Genomic DNA, 17,713 nt, shown 5'->3' with positions numbered 1-17,713 from the left:
GCCGCGATGCGCGCGGCGCGGTCCATGGCGGCGTACCCGTCCGGGTCGGTGGCCGCCGCGGCCACGAGGCGCGGGCGGAACCGCATGAGTTTGCCGAGCGCGTCGCTCGAACCCAGTACGGCTACGAGGCGCGCCATGGCTTCTTCGCCCGGAACGAGATCGCGCAGCGCCACGCCCTGCATCGCCAGGTCCCGTCCGATGAACACGTAGTTGCGCAACGCCGTGTCCGGGTCGGCGGCGTGCGCCAGGGATGAGACCAGCAGCCGCACGCGGTCCGCGTCCACGCCCGCTTCGGCCAGTTCGTCGCACACTTTCCTCGCGCCCGCCGTGTCGCGCAATCCCGCGCGGATCGCGTCGCGCACGCTTAACGCATATCCCTGAGTCTGTTGCATACCTACCAATGTACGCGCGGCGTTTCACTGTGGGGCGACGGGCCCGGGACGCGGTCAGGCGTCCTTGCAGTCCTTCGCGCCGATCACGTCCAACAGGGCCGCCTGGTGCAGCTGCCAGGAGTTGAACGGCAGCCCCGAACCGAAAATCGCCACGTTCGCGGGCGAAAGGCCCAGGTTGAGCAGGTCGAGCGTGGCCGGGTCCGACTGCGGGCTCGCCAGCCACTGGCACGCCATCGACACGGTCGGCTCGTGGCCCAGGACCATGAGCGTGTGGCGTTTGGGCTTGCATTCGGCCAGCATGTCGAACACGGACTGCACGCCGTCCTCGTACAGGCTTTTATGCCACGCGACCTTCGGCTTGTCGCCGAACACCTTGAGCATGCGCTCGCACGTCTGGCGCGTGCGCACGGCGCTGGACGCGTCGATCTGGTCGGGCACCAGGTCCATGCGCTCAAGCCCCTTGGCCACGAGCTTGGCCTGCTTGAGGCCCTTGTCCGTAAGCTCGCGGTTGAAGTCGCCCTGCGCGTGGAACGGCTCCGTTTTCGCATGGCGCATCACCAACAGCACATACGGGTATTCGTGCACCGATTTCGCCAACTTCTTCAAATTCATGCGTCACGCCCACCTTTCCGACATGTTCAGCCTACAACCGCGCGCCACGGCGCGTCACTGTTCGCCCAGCGAACGAATTTGCGCGTCCAGGTCGCGCAGCACCTTGTTGAGCTTGCGGTCGGAAATGTCGCGCAGCTCAAGCTCCTCCCAACGCGTGGCGCGTTCCTCGTCGGTCAGCGAGTCCACGTCCGTGCTCACGTCCTTGGCGGGACGCTCGCGCTTGTGGAGGGCCTGGAAACCGTCGGCCATGGCGCGCGAAACCACGAGGAAGCCCGTGTGGCCGATCATCTGGTGGTCGGGGCGCACGGCCAGGCCCTGCACCTTCCAGTTGCGTTCCAGCGTCTCCTGGACTTGCGGCTCGGTCCAGCGTCCCGACTCGTGGAGGGCCTGGCACAGGCGGTCCATCTGCGTGGTGGTCGTCACATAGCAGGTGAGCACGCCGCCGGGCGCCGTCACGCGCCACGCGGCGTCCAAACGGTTCCACGGGTCGAGCATGTCGAGAACCACACGGTCGAACCAGTGTTCTTCCAGCGTGGCGGCCACGGAGTCGAAGTCGCCGTCCAAAAGGCGCCACCAGTCGGGGCGCGAACCGAAGTACAGCGTGGCGTTGGCCATGGCGACCTTCGCGAACTCGGGGCGCAGCTCGATCGTGGTCAGGGATCCGCCCGGCGTGACCGCGTCGAGCAGGTTGATGCTCATGGCGCCCGAGCCCGCGCCCGATTCGAGCACGCGCATGCCCGTGCGGATGTCACCCAGCTGGATCACCTGCGCGATGTCCTTGGGGTACATGATTTGCGCGCCGCGCGGCATGGAGAGCACATAGTCGGCCAGGCGCGGGCGCATCACGCTGTACTGCCAGCCGCCGATGGCGCGCGCCGCCTTCCACGGCTTGTTCGCGTCGCGTTCGGGATGGTCGGGATTGACTTGCGCCTCGCGTTTCGCGTTGACGGTGGTCACCACCACGCCCTCGCCTCCGCCGATCACGTCGTCATGGAGAATGATGCCGTGCGGGGTTTGCGTGACGCCGCCCGCCACGAGCTGATCCGTAATTTTGTTGGACTTGCGGTCGGTGAACTGAACTTTCTCGCCGGCCTGCAGCGGACCACGACGCATATGCGCTCCTTGCGTATTCAATAGCCAATACAAACGCTACCTAGCGTAACATCACGGGTCGCGCACAAGAATTTCGCATATTTCCATGCATTGTTCAGCAAACGTTCAGGAACACGACCCTACGATACGAACCATGAACGAAACAGTAATGACCGACGACCACAAGCCGTCCTTTGAGCATCCAGTCCGCCTCCACAAGGGAGAGACGGCCCCCAACTTCGAACTCGAGTCCGACGAGTACAAGCACTACGCGCTCGCCGACTTCAAGCACCAGAACGTGGTCCTGTACTTCTACCCGCAGGCCATGACCTCCGGCTGCACCATCGAAGCCAACGATTTCAAGGCCAACCTCGAGAAGTTCGAGAAGGCCGGCTACACCGTCATCGGCATTTCCCGCGACGGCGTGGACAAGCTCCAGGAGTTCCGCGAGAAGAACGGCCTGAACTTCATCCTGCTGAGCGACCCGGACTACGAGGTCCACAAGCTGTACGGCACGGTCAAGGAGACCTTCGAGGACGGCAAGAAGGAATACGCCGTCGTGCGCTCCACCTTCGTGCTGGACGGCGAGGACAAGATCGTGTCCGCCGAATACGACGTCAACCCGGAAGGCCACGTCGTGGACCTGCTCGGCAAGATCGCCAAGTGAGTCGACGCCAACGTTGATTGCCGGCCCGCGCATCCGCGCGGGCCTTTTTTCATGCTCTTGCGCACCGTTGCAGAGGCCCGGCGCAAACGTTTCTTCCCCATCGCCCGTTTTGCGCATGCCCTTGTGCATTTTGCGACATGAACCGCGGCGTGCCTGTCTCAAAATGCACAAGACGGATGGAAAAAGGATACGGATAAGAAAAGGCCCCGCAATGCGGGGCCTTTTCTTACATGTACGCCATAGCGTATGGCGCGAAGGGATTACTCCTGTTCGCCGGAGTGCTTGGCGTGGAATTCGTCGAGCACGCTCTGGTAGACGGCGATCGTCTGGTCGGCGATGCGTTCCCAGCTGAAGTGGTCGCGCGCGCGTTCGTAGCCGGCCACGCCCATGGCTTCGGCGCGGTCCGGATCCTCGAAGATGCGGTTGATGGCGTCGGCCATGTCGTGCACGAACTTGTCGGGGTCGGTCGGGGTGCCCGTGCCGTCATGCAGCTGGTCGATCGGCACGAGATAGCCCGTCTCGCCGTCCACCACGACTTCCGGGATGCCGCCCGTGGCCGAAGCGACCACCGGCAGCCCGCATGCCATAGCTTCCAGGTTCACAATGCCCAGCGGCTCGTAGATGCTCGGGCAGATGAACGCGTCGCAGCCGTGCTCAAGCGCGTTGAGCTCGTCCTTGGGCAGCATTTCCTCGATCCACACGATGTTGCCGCGCGTCTTTTCCAGCGCGGCCACGCCGTCCTTGACTTCCTTGGCGATCTGCGGGGTGTCTGGGGCGCCCGCGCACAGCACGACCTGGATCTCCGGATCCACGTAGTGCAATGCCTGCAGCAGGTACGGCAGACCCTTCTGGCGCGTGATGCGGCCGACGAACAGCAGCGTCGGCTTGGAACGGTCGATGTTGTAGCGGTCGAAGACTCCCCAGCCCGGATCGTCGGCGTCGGGAGTGGCGAAATCGGCGAGCGTGATGCCGTTGTGGACGACCACGACCTTGTTCGGATCCACGTTCGGGTAGGCGGACAGGATGTCCTTGCGCATGCCGCCGGAGACGGCGATGATGCGGTCGGCGTGCTCGTAGGCGTCGCGCTCGGCCCAAGTGCTCAGGTTGTAGCCGCCGCCCAGCTGTTCGCGCTTCCACGGGCGGAACGGTTCGAGCGAGTGGGCGGTGATCACCATGGGGATCTCGTGCAGCTGCTGGGCGAGGCGTCCCGCGAGGCACGTGTACCACGTGTGCACGTGCACGAGCTCGGACTCCACGTCGTTGGCCATCTGCAAGTCCACGCCGAAGGTTTTGAGCGCCGGATTGTCGTCGGCGAACTCTTCCGGCACGTCATAGCCGACCACGCGCAAGCTTCCCGCCGGGTTCTCGCTTGGAATCTGGGGAATGTCCACCGCCAAGCGCGGGCCGTCGAACGCGCGCACCGTTACGTCAATGCGTTCCGCCAACACTTTCGACAGTTCTTCGGCGTGTACGCCAGCGCCGCCATAAATGGCCGGGGGGTACTCACGTGTGAGGATATCGACCTTCATCGCCGATCCTTTCTTTCGTTATTCATGCCGGTAAATACTTGCAATCACTGTGTTTCATTTACCGACAATACGCGCCATGCGGCTTCGGTGCCACACGACACCCGCCAATATACATCATCCGCGAACGCGGTGTCGCAATATGGCGCCATATTTTTTCCAAGAGACAAGGGACCCGGCTTCAAGCCGGGTCCCTTCATGGTTCATTCGCCTGTCAGACGGCGGTGCCGTTCTGGTCCAGGTTCGGGTTGTTGCGCCAGTCCCCCCGCGTCGAAGAACAGGCTCAGCACGCCCGCCGCGAAGATGGCGGACACGGTGATGATCAGCCACATCGGATGGTTGGGCAGCCACATCACCACGAAGAAGGCGATGGCGGACAGCACGATCACGATCCACGTGATCATGCGGAACACCTGGCGCACGGAGTGCGGCGCCTTGAACACCTTTTCGGAATCGTCCTTGAGTTCCACCTCGGCCAGTCCGTGCGCGTCGGAGGCCTCGATCACGCTGCTCGTGGGCTTCCAGGATTCGCTGGACCCTTCCTTGACGCGGCGCGACCGCTCCTGCAGTTGCGCCTCGTCGAGCATTCCCGAGCGTCCGCGGCCTTTCGTGGAGTCGTACTGCTGCGGCACTCCCCCGCGGTCTCGTTTTTGTTGGGCTCGACGCTCCGCACGATTCGGCATCGTTTGCTCCCTTCATTTGACACCAGTCGTGCCCACTGTAGAACGACGGATGGTCCGCCGCCGGGCACACGTATGGTGCCCAGTGTAGCGGATCGTTACGCGCGGCGGGGCAATTGTACTGGCCGCGCAGAGGCGACTATCGCGCGCGGCAGTTCCGTAGAACCCGTCAGGTACTCGTCGACCGCGGCCGCGCAGGAGCGGCCCTCGGCGATGGCCCATACCACGAGGCTCTGGCCGCGGCCCGCGTCGCCGCAGGCGAATACGCCGTCCTGGGAAGTGGCGAACGCGTCGTCGCGGGCGATGTTGCCGCGCGCGTCGAGGTCCACGGGCAGCTGGCGTTCCAGCGTGGTGGTGTCGGGATGCAGGAAGCCGACCGAGATGAGCACGAGGTCGGCGGGAATCACGCGTTCGGTGCCGCTTTGGCGCGTGAACGGGCCGTTTTCGCCCGGCGCCACGTCCACGATTTTGAGTCCGCGCACGTGCCCCGACTCGTCCCCGACGAATTCGACGGAGTCCGTGTTGTACAGGTAGGTGCCGCCTTCCTGCATGGAGCTCGTCTTCTGGTACAGGCGCGCGAAGGTGGGCCACGGCTGGTTGTCGGGACGGCAGGCCGGTTCCTGGGGCATGATCTGCAATACCGTCACGTCCGCGGCGCCCTGGCGGATCGCCGTGCCCAGACAGTCGGAGCCCGTGTCGCCGCCGCCGATGATGACCACGTGCTTGCCGGCCGCGTCGATGCCGTGGCGTTCGGGCACGCCGTATACGCGCCGCGTGGCGTCGGGAAGGTATTCCATGGCGAAATGGATGCCTTCAAGATCGCGTCCGGGAAGGTCCATGTCGCGGGCGACGGTCGAGCCCGTGGCCACCACGACCGCGTCGTAGCGGTCGCGCAGCTCGTCCCAGAAGATGTCCACGCCGATTTCCGTGTTGGGGCGGAACACCGTGCCCTCGGCCTCCATCTGGGCCACGCGACGGTCGATCAGGTGCTTGTCGAGTTTGAAGTTCGGGATGCCGTAGCGCATGAGGCCGCCGATCGCGTCGTCGCGTTCGTAGACGACCACGGTGTGGCCGCTGCGCGTCAACTGCTGCGCGCAGGCCATGCCGGCCGGACCGGAGCCCACCACGGCGACCGTGCGGTCGGAAATGCGCTGTGGCGCCATGGGCTGGACGAGGTCGAGCTCCCACGCCTGGTCGATGATGGTGACCTCGTCGTTGCGGATCATGGTGGGCGGCTGGTGGATGCCCAGCACGCAGGACGATTCGCACAGGGCCGGGCAGATGCGTCCCGTCACTTCGGGCAGGTTGTTCGTCATGGACAGGCGGTTGTACGCTTCACGCCAGCGTCCCTGGCGCACCAGGTCGTTCCATTCGGGAATGATGTTGCCCAGCGGGCAGCCCATCATGCAAAACGGGGTGCCGCAATCCATGCAGCGCGCGGCCTGCTCCTGCGTCCACGGCTGCAATCCTTCGTGGGCGTGCACGTCGTTCCAGTCGTGCACGCGCTGCTCGACGGGCCGGTCCTCGACCTCGTGGCGCGTACGGACCTTCAGGAATCCTCGTGGATCTGCCATCTTACCGGGCTCCTTCCATCACAGTGCTGTACAGACGATCCCACACGCCTGGTTCGTTGAAATCGAGATGGGCCTCGCGGGCCTGTTCCATGGCCCGCGCCATCGCTTCGTACATGACGGGCACCACGTGCGTGAAGCGCGCGGCGGCCGCGTCCCAGTCCTCGAGCAGCGCCCGGGCGAACGCGGATCCCGTTTCTTCGGCGTGCTTGGCCACGAGTTCGCGCACCACAGCCTTGCCGGCCTCGTCGAGCGGCGAGAACCGCAGCGAGCCGGCCGCCTTGGCCTGCGGGTTGACGCGTTCCATGTCCAGGTCGAGCACGTAGCAGTCGCCGCCGGAGAAACCGGCCGCGAAGTTGCGTCCCGTGCCGCCGAGGATCACCACGGTGCCGCCCGTCATGTATTCGCAGCCGTGGTCGCCCACGCCTTCGACCACCATGCTCGCGCCGCTGTTGCGTACGCCGAAGCGTTCGCCGGCGCGTCCCGCGATGAAGATCTCGCCGCTTGTGGCGCCAAAGCCCGTCACGTTGCCGGCGATCACGTTCGTGTGCGCGTCGTAGGTCGCGCCTTCGGGAGGACTTACCACGAGCCGGCCTCCGGACAGGCCCTTGCCCGCGTAGTCGTTTACGTCGCCCACAATGCGCAGCGTCTCGCCCGAAGGCATGAACGCGCCGGCGGACTGGCCGGCCGAACCCGTGAGCGTCATGTCGACGGTGTTGTCGGGAAGGCCTTCCTCGCCGTAGCGGCTCGTGATCTCGTAGCCGAGCATCGTGCCTACCGTGCGGTTCACGTTGCGTACGGGCAGGTGGATTTCCACGCGCTCGCCATGCTCGAGCGCGGGGCGCGCCAAGCCGATGAGCTCCACGTCCATGGACTGGTCGAGATCGTGGCGCTGGTCTTCGGTGTGGTGCAGCACGGTGCCGGGAACCGGGCCGGGCATGGCCAGCACGTTGGTCAGGTCGACTCCCGCAGCCTTCCAGCGCTCAATGGCCTCGTTGCGTTCCAGACATTCCACATGGCCCACGGCCTCCTCGAGCGTGCGGAAGCCGAGCGCGGCGAGGAGTTCGCGCACCTCCTCGGCGATGAACATGAAGAAGTTGATCACCGCTTCGGGGGTTCCCGTGAAGCGCGCCCGCAATTCCGGATCCTGCGTGGCCACGCCCTGCGGGCATGTGTTCTTCTGGCACACGCGCATCATGACGCAACCTTCGGCGATAAGCGCCGCGGTGGCGAAACCGAATTCCTCGGCGCCCAACAGCGCCGCCACCATCACGTCGCGGCCGGTTTTCAGCTCGCCGTCGCACTGCACGCTGATGCGCGAACGCAACCCGTTGAGCACAAGCGTCTGCTGCGTTTCGCTCAAGCCGATCTCCCATGGCGTGCCCGCGTGGCGGATCGCGTTGAGCGGGGCCGCGCCCGTGCCGCCGTCATGGCCGGAAATGAGCACCACGTCGGCATGGCATTTGGCCACGCCTGCGGCCACGGTGCCCACGCCGAACTCCGAGACGAGCTTGACGTGCACGCGCGCCTTCGGGTTGGCCATTTTCGCGTCGTTGATCAGCTGCTTTAGATCCTCGATCGAATAGATGTCGTGGTGCGGCGGCGGGGAAATGAGTTCCGTGCCGGCTGTCGCGTGGCGCACCGCGGCGATCCACGGCGGCACTTTCGCGCCGGGCAGGTGGCCGCCTTCGCCGGGCTTGGCGCCCTGGGCGAGTTTGATCTGCAAGTCGGTGGCGTGCACCAGGTAGTTGCTCGTCACGCCGAAGCGCGCCGAGGCGATCTGCTTGATGCGGCTGCACTTGAGCGGGTCAAGCAGACGCTCCGGGGATTCGCCGCCCTCGCCGCTGTTGGAACGGGCGCCGATCGTGTTCATGGCCACGGCCAGCGTTTCGTGCGCCTCCCTGGAAATGGATCCGTAGCTCATGGCGCCAGTGGAGAAGCGCTTGACGATTTCCGAAGCCGGCTCGACTTCCTCAAGCGGCACGGGCGCACGGTCCGTGACGAGGTTCATGAGGCCGCGCAGCGTCATCAAACGGTGCGAAGTGTCGTTGATATGGTCCGTGTAGCGTTTGAACATGCCGTAGTCGCCGCGGCCCACGGCCTGCTGGAGCAGGAAGATCGCGTCGGGATCGTTCAAATGGTCCTCGCCCACGCGGCGCCACTTGTATTCGCCGCCCGTGGGCAGCGTACGGTGCGGGGTGGCCGTCCACTGGTCCGGATAGGCCACGCGGTGGCGCATCGCCACTTCTTCGGCAAGCTCGTCGAGACCGCATCCGCCCACTCGCGAAACGGTTCCCGGGAAGTACTCGTCGATGAGGTCTTGGTTGAGGCCCACGGCTTCGAACAGTTGCGCGCCACGGTAGCTCATGATCGTGGAAACGCCCATCTTGCTCATAATCTTCAGCACGCCCGTGGAAAGCGCGCGCTTGAGGTTGCGCACGGCCGTTTCCGCGTCGACGCCAATCGTGCCGGCGCGCGCCATCTGCTCGACCGAATCGAACGCCAGGTACGGGTTGACGGCCGCGGCGCCATAGGCGACGAGCAGCGCCACATGGTGGATTTCCCTCACATCGCCCGTCTCGACCACCATCGAAATCTGCGTGCGCGTATGGTTGGCCAGCAGGTGGTGCTGGACGGCGCTGGTCAGCAGCAGCGACGGGATGGGACCCCATGTGTGGTTCGAATCGCGGTCGGACAGGACCAGCACGTTGCAGCCGTCCTCGAGCGCCGCGTCCACCTGCGCCATGATTTCCTCGAGCCGCTCGCGCAGCGCCTTGCCGCCCCCGGCCACCTGGTACAGGCCCTTGACCACGTAGGGGCGGTAATAGCCTTCCAGGGCGCGCGCACGGTCGATGCGCTTGATCTGCGCCATTTGTACCGAGTCGAGCACGGGCTCGTCGATCACGATCTTCTTGGCGTGCGCAGGACTGTCTTCCAACAGGTTGGGTTCCGGGCCGATCGCGGAGCGGATCGACGTGACGATGCGCTCGCGCTCCCAGTCGAGCGGCGGGTTCGTCACCTGCGCGAACTTTTGCGTGAAATAGTCGAACAGCATGCGTCCGTGGCCGCTTAAGACGGCGATCGGAATGTCGCTGCCCATGGAGCCAAGCGGCTCCTTGCCCGTCTGCGCCATAGGCGCCAGCAGCAGGTTCAGGTCCTCCTGCGTGTAGCCGAACGCGCGCTGGCGGCGCAGCACGGAGTGGCTGTTGTAGGTCACGTGCTCGCGCGCCGGCAGGTCGTTGAGGCGCACGCTGTTGCCTTCAAGCCACTGGCGGTAGGGGTGCAGGTGCGCGAGGCCGTTCTTGATGTCCTCGTCGGGCACGATGCGGCCGGCCACCGTGTCCACGAGGAACATGCGGCCCGGTTCGAGCCTGCCGCGGCGCACCACATGCTCTTCACCAATGCCGGGCAGCACACCCGTTTCGCTGGCGAGCACCACGAGCCCGTCGTCCGTTTCCATCCAGCGTCCCGGGCGGAATCCGTTGCGGTCGAGCACGGCGCCCACCAGCGAACCGTCGGTGAAAATGATATCGGCCGGGCCGTCCCACGGTTCGATAAGCGTGTTGTTGTATTCGTAGAACGCGCGCACGTCGTCGGACAGCGACTCGTCGCTTTCCCATGCGGGCGGCACCATCATGAGCACGGCATGCGGGAGGGACCGCCCCGCCAGATTGAGCAGTTCGAGCACTTCGTCGAAGGTGCCCGAATCCGAGTATCCGGGCGTCAGCAGCGGCAGCAGGTCCTGGATGTCGCCGAGCAGCGGCGAGGAGAGCATGCCTTCGCGCGCCTGCAGCCAGTTGCGGTTGCCTTGGATCGTATTGATTTCGCCGTTGTGCGCGATGAGGCGGAACGGCTGGGCCAGCGGCCAGGACGGGAACGTGTTCGTGGAGAAACGCGAGTGGACGATCGCCACGCGGCTGGCCATGTGTTCGTCGAGCAGGTCCGGGAAGAACGGGGTCAGCTGCATCGTGGTGAGCATGCCCTTGTAGGTGAGCGTGCGCGCGGACAGCGACGCGAAATAGGTGCCGACTTCATGTTCGACGCGTTTGCGTACGCGGAAGGCCACGCGGTCGAGGCCGATGCCCTCGAGTTCGCCTGCCGGATCCGTAAGCACGAGCATCGTGAACGTGGGCATCGTGGCCAGCGCCTGCAGGCCGAGGCCGTCGGGGTTCGTGGGCACGGTGCGCCAGGCGAGCGTGGCGAGGCCCTCTTCCTTGGCGATGGCCGCGATGCGCTGCTGTTGCGTGGCGCAGGCCGCCGGGTCGCGGTCGAGGAACGCGATGCCGGCGATATAGTGGCCGCTTTCGGGCAGGTGCTCCCCTATGGCGCGGCGCATGAATTCGTGCGGCATGGCCATGAGGATGCCGGCACCGTCGCCCGTGTTTTCCTCAGCACCCACGGCACCGCGGTGGTTGAGGTTGATGAGCACTTCAATGGCATCGTCAATGACGCGGCGTTCGGGGCGTCCGTTGAGGGTGGCGACCATGCCCACGCCGCACGCGTCGTGTTCGGCGGCAGGATCATACATGCCTTGTTTGGCGTGAATGGTGAGGTCCAATCGTGGTTCTGTCGCCTGGAAAGCCTTTGTTCGAGACGTTTGAGTTCGAGAATCCGCGCGCGTGGTCGGTTCCATGCTCACCCCTTTGAAATCCGTTGGTGATGCCGAAAATGTGTTCACAGAGTATCGATTCCCATGTAACAGACCATGTTTGTGTCCACATTACGGTTATTCGTCAGATTTCGGAGATAAGTACAGTTCCGGCGCGCGGCGAGCGGTCAGTCCACTTCCGATCCGAACGGCCAGAGCGCGAGCTTGGCCATTTTGAACGCCTGCAGTCCGAACGGAATGCCGATAATCGTCAGACAGTTGAGGAGTCCAGCGACCAGATAGCCGAGCGCGAGCCAGATTCCGAAAAATATGGCCCACAGAATATTGAGGATCGCGGATCCCGCGCCTCCCCCGTACGTAACGGTATGACCGAACGGCGTGAGCGTGAGTCCAGCCATTTTGAACGCCTGTATTCCCAGCGGAATGCCGACGATCGTGCAGCACAGGACGAGTCCCGCGACGGCCCATCCCATCGCGATCTCAAGTCCGCCCAATACCAACCACAGAATGTTTCCCAAAATTTTCATGACGATCAGTATAGGGAAGACACTTGGGAAATAGGGAAAAATATTGGGAGATGGGACAGGCTCCCGTCTTTCAATATTATTAGTTAATTTATTCAATTAAGATGAAATGAATTTACTATAATTTCGATATTATGTCGATCATATTCCTAAAATTCCAATATTTATCTATTCCCAATCAGATAAAAATATTGTACTGTCTAGTACTACCCCACTCTAAATAAAGATCGATCATCACAAAGGTGCTATGGATAAAGCTGTATGGAACGGTTCTGGTGACATCATTAGCGCCCAACAACTATGGCGCAAATATTATCCGGCAAGACCTCCGGAGAGCATACGCCGACGGTTGCGATGCCCGGAATGCAACCGTCCCGTTGTTGCCGCCGGATTCACAATAGCCAGCAGTGTCACACCATTTTTTCGCCACCAAAAAGATGATCCCGTTGCACAGCATTGTTCTCTGTACAACTCGAATGAAGACGAAAGCGCGGAATCCTTCGACCCGACCACTTCCCGTCGAGCCATCCTGTTCCCGCTTTATTTGCGGGAACAGGAACATGTGTGGCATGTGGAATTGGGCATCAACGGTATGGGTCAAGAGGAACGGAAACTGCTCCACGACTCCTCCATAGGGTTGCGGGTTCATACCAAGTCCTACGGAATATGGCATTTTGCCAGTCAACCGGAATTCAAAGTTCCCGTAAGGCCCTTCCCCACCCGGCTGTCCCTCGTTGTCAAAGTTGTTGACGGACAAGGACTTGTATCCGTTCCCGATTTCTTCCGAGAGGAACGGGACACTCTTATCTTCAACGATTCATTCGGCAAGCATGGAGGACGCCATATTCTCCCAAACGGGAAGATATATGTCGGCGAAGAATATTTCCTCATGACACAGCAGTATCTGGACGATCATGCCAGAAAAAGCCTGCATGCGAAATATCTAGGTAAAGTGCAAGGAGAAGGGCGCAATTTTACCGTTTTTTCCATGTGTGTGGAAGACACGGAGGATATGGCAATATTGCAAAATTGCGCCAGAATTCTCTCCCGTTTCGGATACCGACTAACCGAACGTTCCAATGACACCGTATTGCTGTGGCCACCGTCCGCAACCATCGACTATATGGACAGTCCCGTATTCGAGAACACTCCCGTTTATTATGCAAATGATTTCCAGCAGACCGATTCATCCACGGGAAATGACATGTTCCGCCATTTTCCCTACGCCGACAACGGCCGTAACATCACAGTGGGAATCGGGCCCGGACCGGAAATGTTAATCAAAGGGCATTCCTGGGATGGCTCCATGCTCTCCATACTGTTTTCAGACTCCGAGGAATGGGTTTCCTTATTACCTGATTACGACGATATCGACCATCTGCATCTAGCGGAAAGCACTGATGCCCCTGTACTCGGTTCAGCAGAAACAGAAAATACCGGCGAGCGCCTTCTAGAGAGTGGCGCAAGAACTTCGATCCGTCCGACCCGCCTACGCTGTATCATCCCCATATTGATAAAATGCTGCAAGACAGCGATTCCCGTTAATGGCCACACGTCTTACCTTTATAAACAGCCCCGACTTCCCAAATCCAATGGCAAGGTCCCTGTATATCCGTTCTCCCAATATGTGGGAGATTCGGTCACGGGCACATGGACGAGGTCATAGGCCGGAAAGTCCATTTCATAACGTCCATCCTGCTTGCGCACGCTCAGCTCGCCGCTTTGCGTATGGAAACGCACGGTGTCAAGCGTCGTGTCGTAATAGTTCATCAGCACGTATGCCGTGGCGAGTGTGGCGTGCCCACACAAGTCGATTTCACCGCCCGGTGTGAACCAGCGCAACCGGTAGCCGTCGCGCTCGGGTACGGCAAACGCCGTTTCCGACAGCCTGTTCTCATTGGTGATCTGCTGCAAGAGCTCGTCGGACGGATAATGATCCAGCACGCACACGGCCGCCGGATTGCCTTCGAACAGGTGGTCGGCGAACGCGTCCACCACGTATTGCCTTATGCTCATGATTTCCCTTCCGCCTAATGGCTACCGGCTGCGGAAGAGATATTCTTCCTGCTACCGCGCGGCGAACATGCCGGCGGACTGGCGCCCGAACATTTGCGCCACGAGCAGGCTGTGCTGCAACGTGTCGCGCACCTTTTCCGCTTCCTTACATTCCGTTTCGGCAAACAGTAGCACCAGCGGCTCGGGATTGTCGTACACGTTCCACTGTTCCAGTGCCTCCGTGTACATGTCGTACTGGCTGGAACGGATGGCGATGGGCTGGTATCCGTGGCGCATAAGCATCGCGTTCACGAGCTGCTTGCCCGTACGGCCGTTGCCGTCCACAAACGGGTGGATCATTTCGAACAGCGCGTGCACGGCGGCGGCGAGCACAATCGGATGGACTGAACGATCCAGTTGCGCCGCCATTTCCAGCAGCACGACCATGTCGCGTTCGACTTCTTCGGAAGGAGCGGCCTGCGCCGAAGAACCCTGGATATAGACTTCATAGCCGCTGGGGCGGAACACACCGCGCCTTCTGGCGGGCACGTCCAGCGCGGTCAACAGGTGCAGCGCGTCAATGTCGTGGATATCCGGGAACGTTTCCTGTCCGGCCATGGCTTCCACACGGCTGAAGCCGTCGCCCATGCCTTTGGCCGCATACATGTCGTTCAATTTCGCTCCCGACGGCAGCGTGCGGCCGAACAGCACGCGCTCCGTTTCCGGCAAGGAGAGGCGCGAGCCTTCATATTTGGTTGCGTAATACGTGTATTGGGCGATCCAGTCCGCACGGTACTCGGCCATGTCCGCGAACTGGCTTTCGGCCCACAAGTCCTTGGCGAGAATCATCTCGTTGGCCTGGTCGGCGATACGTAACGATTCGGCCACCACGTCACGACTCGCCAGCGCTTCCAGCACCAGCGGAAGTTCCATGATTTTCTGATCAACCGTTTTGCCGACGAACATGACATCCTTCTGTTATCCGCATGCGGCCATCCGCCGCCGCATTCACGCCTTGTGTACAGGCACCATATTGTACGGCATGTTCGTAAATGCACCCTGTAAAAAGGCCGGGAGCGTAACCGTATCCCGGCCTTAGTCGAAATTGCCGCGTGTCGCGCCGTCAGTTTTCGGCGAGCGCCTCCACTGGCAGCACCTTGTTGGCGCGTCTGGCCGGGCCGATGCTGGCGGCGAGCGCCGCGAGGATGGCGATGGCGAGGATTGCGATGTCGACGCGCCAGTCGGTGGCGAAACTGTAGGATCCTACGGCGGGTTTCATGACCATGTAGGTGCCGAGCGCGCCGAATGCGGTGCCGAGCAGGAGTCCTGTGATGCTGGCGACCAGGGTGATCAGGCACGCTTCTATGCCGAGGGATGCGCGCAACTGTTCTTTGGTCATGCCGATGGCGCGTAGTGTGGCAGATTCGCGCGTGCGTTCGATGACGGAGAGGCTGAGCGTGTTGGCGACTCCGATGAGCGCGATGATGACGGCCACGGCGAGCAGCACGACAAGCAGCATGAGCATCATGTCGACCATCTGGTCCCACTGTTGTTTTTCGGCGATGGGTCCGACGAGTTGGGCGGCGGCGATGGAGGCGATGTCGCTGTGGAGCGCGTCCATGATGTCGGACATGGGTGCGGCGCTGTGCTGATCGATGGATATGAGCAGGATTGCGGATCCGGCTTGCAGTGTTCCGTTGTCGAACAGCGTCTCGTTCACGAATCCGGCGGTCGCGCCATATGGGAGGACTCCGCGGAAGTCGAGCGTTTGCGGCGTAAGGTTCACTGTGCCCGGTGCCGATGGGCTCGTGTCATCCTGTTCGCTGACGCTGATGTGGGCGCCGGGGTCGAGTTTTTTGCCGTTGGCGGGCAGGTATTCGGGCAGGATTACCGTGTCCGCGTCGAGTTTGAGGTGCGAGCAGTCGACGTTGAGCACGCCCGAGAGCGCCTTGATGTCGGGAACGCCGAGCAGCCGTACGGTGGTGTTGGCGTTGTCTTCTTTCATGGCGGCCGGCACTTGTCCCTTAACGGTTACGGTGGCAACCGGTGCGGCAAGCACGTTGCGTACGCCTTCCTGGCCCTTGATGCGTGTGGCAAGTTTGTCGGCCTGGTTTTGGGGCACGTCGGTGATGACGACGTCCGTGCTGTAGCGTGTGGCGAGCGCCGTATCCATGGTTTGTTTGGCGCATGCGGCGCCTGTGCCCATGGTGGCGACGAGTGTCACGCCGATCAGCAGCGCCGTGCCGGTGGCGGCCACGCGCCGCGGGTTTTTGGAGATGTTGGCGGCGGCGAGTTTTGCGGACGGCCCGCAGTGGCTGGCGAGCGCTCCCAGTCCTTTCATGAGCCATGGCAGCCAGAACCTGGCCGTTACGGCGGTGCCGATGAACAGGAGCGCGCAGCCGGCCATGGCGGCCAGCATGGCAGAGCTCTGGTCCACGTGGCGCATGGCGAATATGGCGAGCGCGATGCCGGCGAGCATCATGACGGTGCCGAGAATGGCGCGCCCGCGATGGGTGGCGGACTGGTCCGCGGCTTCCATGGGACGCATCGCTTCGAGCGGCGTGACGCGCGTGGCCATGCGGGCCGCGCCGAGCGAGGCGACTATGGTAGCGATCGTGCCGAACACGATGGGCACGATGAACGTCCACACGGTCAGCACCACACGCAAATGCACCATGGATCCAAGCGCGCCTGACCGGGCGACCAGTTCCATGACGCCCACGCCGGCCCCCACGCCGAGCGCGGAGCTTACCGCTCCCAATATGAGGGATTCGAACACTACGGAACGGTAGACCTGGTCGGTGCGGGCGCCCACAATGCGCAGCAGCGCGAACGTGCGGCGGCGTTGGGCGAGCTTTTGCCGCGCAGCGCTGCGATCGTGTTTTCGGACAACACCATGGCGCCGCCATAGTATCCGTATGCGCCGTACGGATCTTCGGTGAGTCCCACCACGGTGACCTGGCGTGTTACATCGCGCATGGTGTTGGAGTTTTCCGCCGCGACCGCAGCTTCCATGTCGACATGTTTGCCAAGGGAAATATGGAGCCGTTGGGCGAGGTCAGCGGGGAGGGCCACTTCGTTGTCTCCCTTGGGCTGGCGGCCTTCACTAATGGTGACCGGCAGCAGCGCGTTGTTCGATCCCGGGGAGATGGCCACGCCGTTCGAACTTTCGTTTCCCGACACGAGCCTGGCGCTGATTTGCACGTCGGCGCGTACGCCCGCAAGTTTGGCTTGCGCCCCGTCCTCGCTCGTGCCGTCCACAATCGTGCGCGTACGGTCCAGGCTGAACGTGCCGACCGTGGGCTGCCAGTCGGGGTCTTCTTCATGGTCTTGGGCGGTCATCACCCAGTTCGCGTTGCCGAATCCCGCGGTCACCTGGTCCTTGATCGACGCGCTCATCGCGTCGCCGAATATGAGCGAGCAGGTGATGAACATGGTGCTGATGACCACGGCGATGCCCGCGGGAACAAGCATGCGCACATTCTTCTTCATCATGGTCAGCGTCAACCGCCACATGATTCCCGTCCTTTCCTATCGTTTCAGGTACGCCTTACGGCGTGATGCCGCCAACGATACGGAAAAGGACGGGGACGGGGCGTCGGTCAGGAGAATGAATTGGTGCGCGACGTCATCCTTGCGAATGAGTCGCGTCCGTCCGGCCATCCCACAGGCACGCGTTCAGGTCCACGCGCGGACCGGGCGCGCCCGCGTTGCGATCATTCCCCTCGATAAAACGCACGCCCTCACGTTCCAGCAGCGCCTGCTGCCTGCCGGGACCGCCGAACGCGAATCCGGGGGCGACCGAGCCGTCACGGAACACGACACGGTGACACGGGATAATGCCGGGCTCGGGATTATGGTGCAGCACTCCCCCGACCATGCGCGCCGCACGCGGACGCCCCGCCAATTCGGCCACCATTCCATACGTGGCGACCCGGCCGGCGGGAATGGATGAGACGATGCGGTAGACGGCTTGCGAAAATCCTTCAGTCATATGATCATTATGCCGCCTGAAGCATGAAAATATGCAGAAACTGTGCACATA

General features: G+C 62.6%; 13 protein-coding genes and 2 pseudogenes. 2 read left to right on the top strand and 13 right to left on the bottom strand.

Annotation, left to right across the window (positions count from 1 at the left end):
* From BMAGN_RS06990 to BMAGN_RS06980, 3 genes and pseudogenes are all read right to left on the bottom strand, one after another.
* Positions 1 to 392, bottom strand: a pseudogene (locus BMAGN_RS06990) (bifunctional [glutamine synthetase] adenylyltransferase/[glutamine synthetase]-adenylyl-L-tyrosine phosphorylase); the annotation flags it as partial.
* Between the two features lie 54 nt (positions 393 to 446).
* Entirely contained in the window at positions 447 to 1,004 is a 558-nt protein-coding gene (locus BMAGN_RS06985; RefSeq protein WP_022859402.1) for a SixA phosphatase family protein, read from the bottom strand.
* Positions 1,005 to 1,058: 54 nt separating this feature from the next.
* Positions 1,059 to 2,117: a tRNA (adenine-N1)-methyltransferase gene (locus BMAGN_RS06980; protein WP_022859401.1), complete on the bottom strand. Its 1,059-nt coding sequence runs from the start codon at positions 2,115 to 2,117 to the stop codon at positions 1,059 to 1,061.
* Between the two features lie 133 nt (positions 2,118 to 2,250).
* On the opposite strand from BMAGN_RS06980, the gene BMAGN_RS06975 reads away from it, so the two are divergent.
* Positions 2,251 to 2,763 carry a peroxiredoxin gene (locus BMAGN_RS06975; RefSeq protein WP_238548777.1) on the top strand — a complete coding sequence of 171 codons (513 nt, stop codon included), beginning with the start codon at positions 2,251 to 2,253 and terminating at the stop codon, positions 2,761 to 2,763.
* Between the two features lie 260 nt (positions 2,764 to 3,023).
* Here the strand turns inward: BMAGN_RS06975 and glgA are convergent, their stop codons facing one another.
* The 5 genes and pseudogenes from glgA to BMAGN_RS06950 all read right to left on the bottom strand — a co-directional run bounded on the left by glgA (position 3,024) and on the right by BMAGN_RS06950 (position 11,676).
* Positions 3,024 to 4,292: a glycogen synthase gene (gene glgA / locus BMAGN_RS06970; RefSeq protein WP_022859399.1), complete on the bottom strand. Its 1,269-nt coding sequence runs from the start codon at positions 4,290 to 4,292 to the stop codon at positions 3,024 to 3,026.
* Positions 4,293 to 4,503: 211 nt separating this feature from the next.
* Positions 4,504 to 4,972: pseudogene (locus tag BMAGN_RS06965) on the bottom strand (tripartite tricarboxylate transporter TctB family protein).
* A gap of 95 nt (positions 4,973 to 5,067) precedes the next feature.
* Entirely contained in the window at positions 5,068 to 6,543 is a 1,476-nt protein-coding gene (locus tag BMAGN_RS06960; protein ID WP_026501919.1) for a glutamate synthase subunit beta, read from the bottom strand.
* A gap of 1 nt (position 6,544) precedes the next feature.
* Positions 6,545 to 11,068: a glutamate synthase large subunit gene (gltB, locus tag BMAGN_RS06955; protein ID WP_051126609.1), complete on the bottom strand. Its 4,524-nt coding sequence runs from the start codon at positions 11,066 to 11,068 to the stop codon at positions 6,545 to 6,547.
* Between the two features lie 248 nt (positions 11,069 to 11,316).
* A complete protein-coding gene (locus tag BMAGN_RS06950) occupies positions 11,317 to 11,676 on the bottom strand; it encodes a YccF domain-containing protein (RefSeq protein WP_022859396.1) in 360 nt (119 codons plus the stop codon).
* 244 nt (positions 11,677 to 11,920) lie between these two features.
* Between BMAGN_RS06950 and BMAGN_RS08360 the strand changes: the two genes are divergently transcribed.
* Positions 11,921 to 13,339 (top strand): hypothetical protein, encoded by a 1,419-nt coding sequence (locus BMAGN_RS08360; protein ID WP_152593221.1) that lies wholly within the window; start codon positions 11,921 to 11,923, stop codon positions 13,337 to 13,339.
* Here the strand turns inward: BMAGN_RS08360 and BMAGN_RS06940 are convergent.
* From BMAGN_RS06940 to BMAGN_RS06925, 5 genes are all read right to left on the bottom strand, one after another.
* Entirely contained in the window at positions 13,237 to 13,689 is a 453-nt protein-coding gene (locus tag BMAGN_RS06940; protein ID WP_022859393.1) for a PhzF family phenazine biosynthesis protein, read from the bottom strand. The two genes, BMAGN_RS08360 and BMAGN_RS06940, sit on opposite strands and share 103 nt — an antisense overlap.
* Before the next feature lie 51 nt (positions 13,690 to 13,740).
* On the bottom strand, positions 13,741 to 14,634 hold the full coding sequence (locus BMAGN_RS07945) for a Fic family protein (protein ID WP_022859392.1): 894 nt from the start codon (positions 14,632 to 14,634) through the stop codon (positions 13,741 to 13,743).
* Between the two features lie 157 nt (positions 14,635 to 14,791).
* Positions 14,792 to 16,483, bottom strand: a complete 1,692-nt coding sequence (locus BMAGN_RS06930) for an FtsX-like permease family protein (protein WP_051126595.1) — start codon at positions 16,481 to 16,483, stop codon at positions 14,792 to 14,794.
* Entirely contained in the window at positions 16,447 to 17,184 is a 738-nt protein-coding gene (locus BMAGN_RS07940) for an ABC transporter permease (RefSeq protein ID WP_051126594.1), read from the bottom strand. Before BMAGN_RS07940 ends, BMAGN_RS06930 begins: the two co-directional genes overlap by 37 nt.
* A 112-nt stretch (positions 17,185 to 17,296) precedes the next feature.
* Positions 17,297 to 17,662, bottom strand: coding sequence for an MGMT family protein (locus BMAGN_RS06925; protein WP_022859391.1), 366 nt, complete (start codon positions 17,660 to 17,662; stop codon positions 17,297 to 17,299).
* Positions 17,663 to 17,713: the final 51 nt, after the last annotated feature.

Source organism: Bifidobacterium magnum (assembly GCF_000741255.1).
In the GTDB taxonomy this organism is placed as follows: Bacteria; Actinomycetota; Actinomycetes; order Actinomycetales; family Bifidobacteriaceae; genus Bifidobacterium; species Bifidobacterium magnum.
Note: the sequence above shows the minus strand (reverse complement) of the source record. Positions and strands in the feature narration are given on the sequence as shown.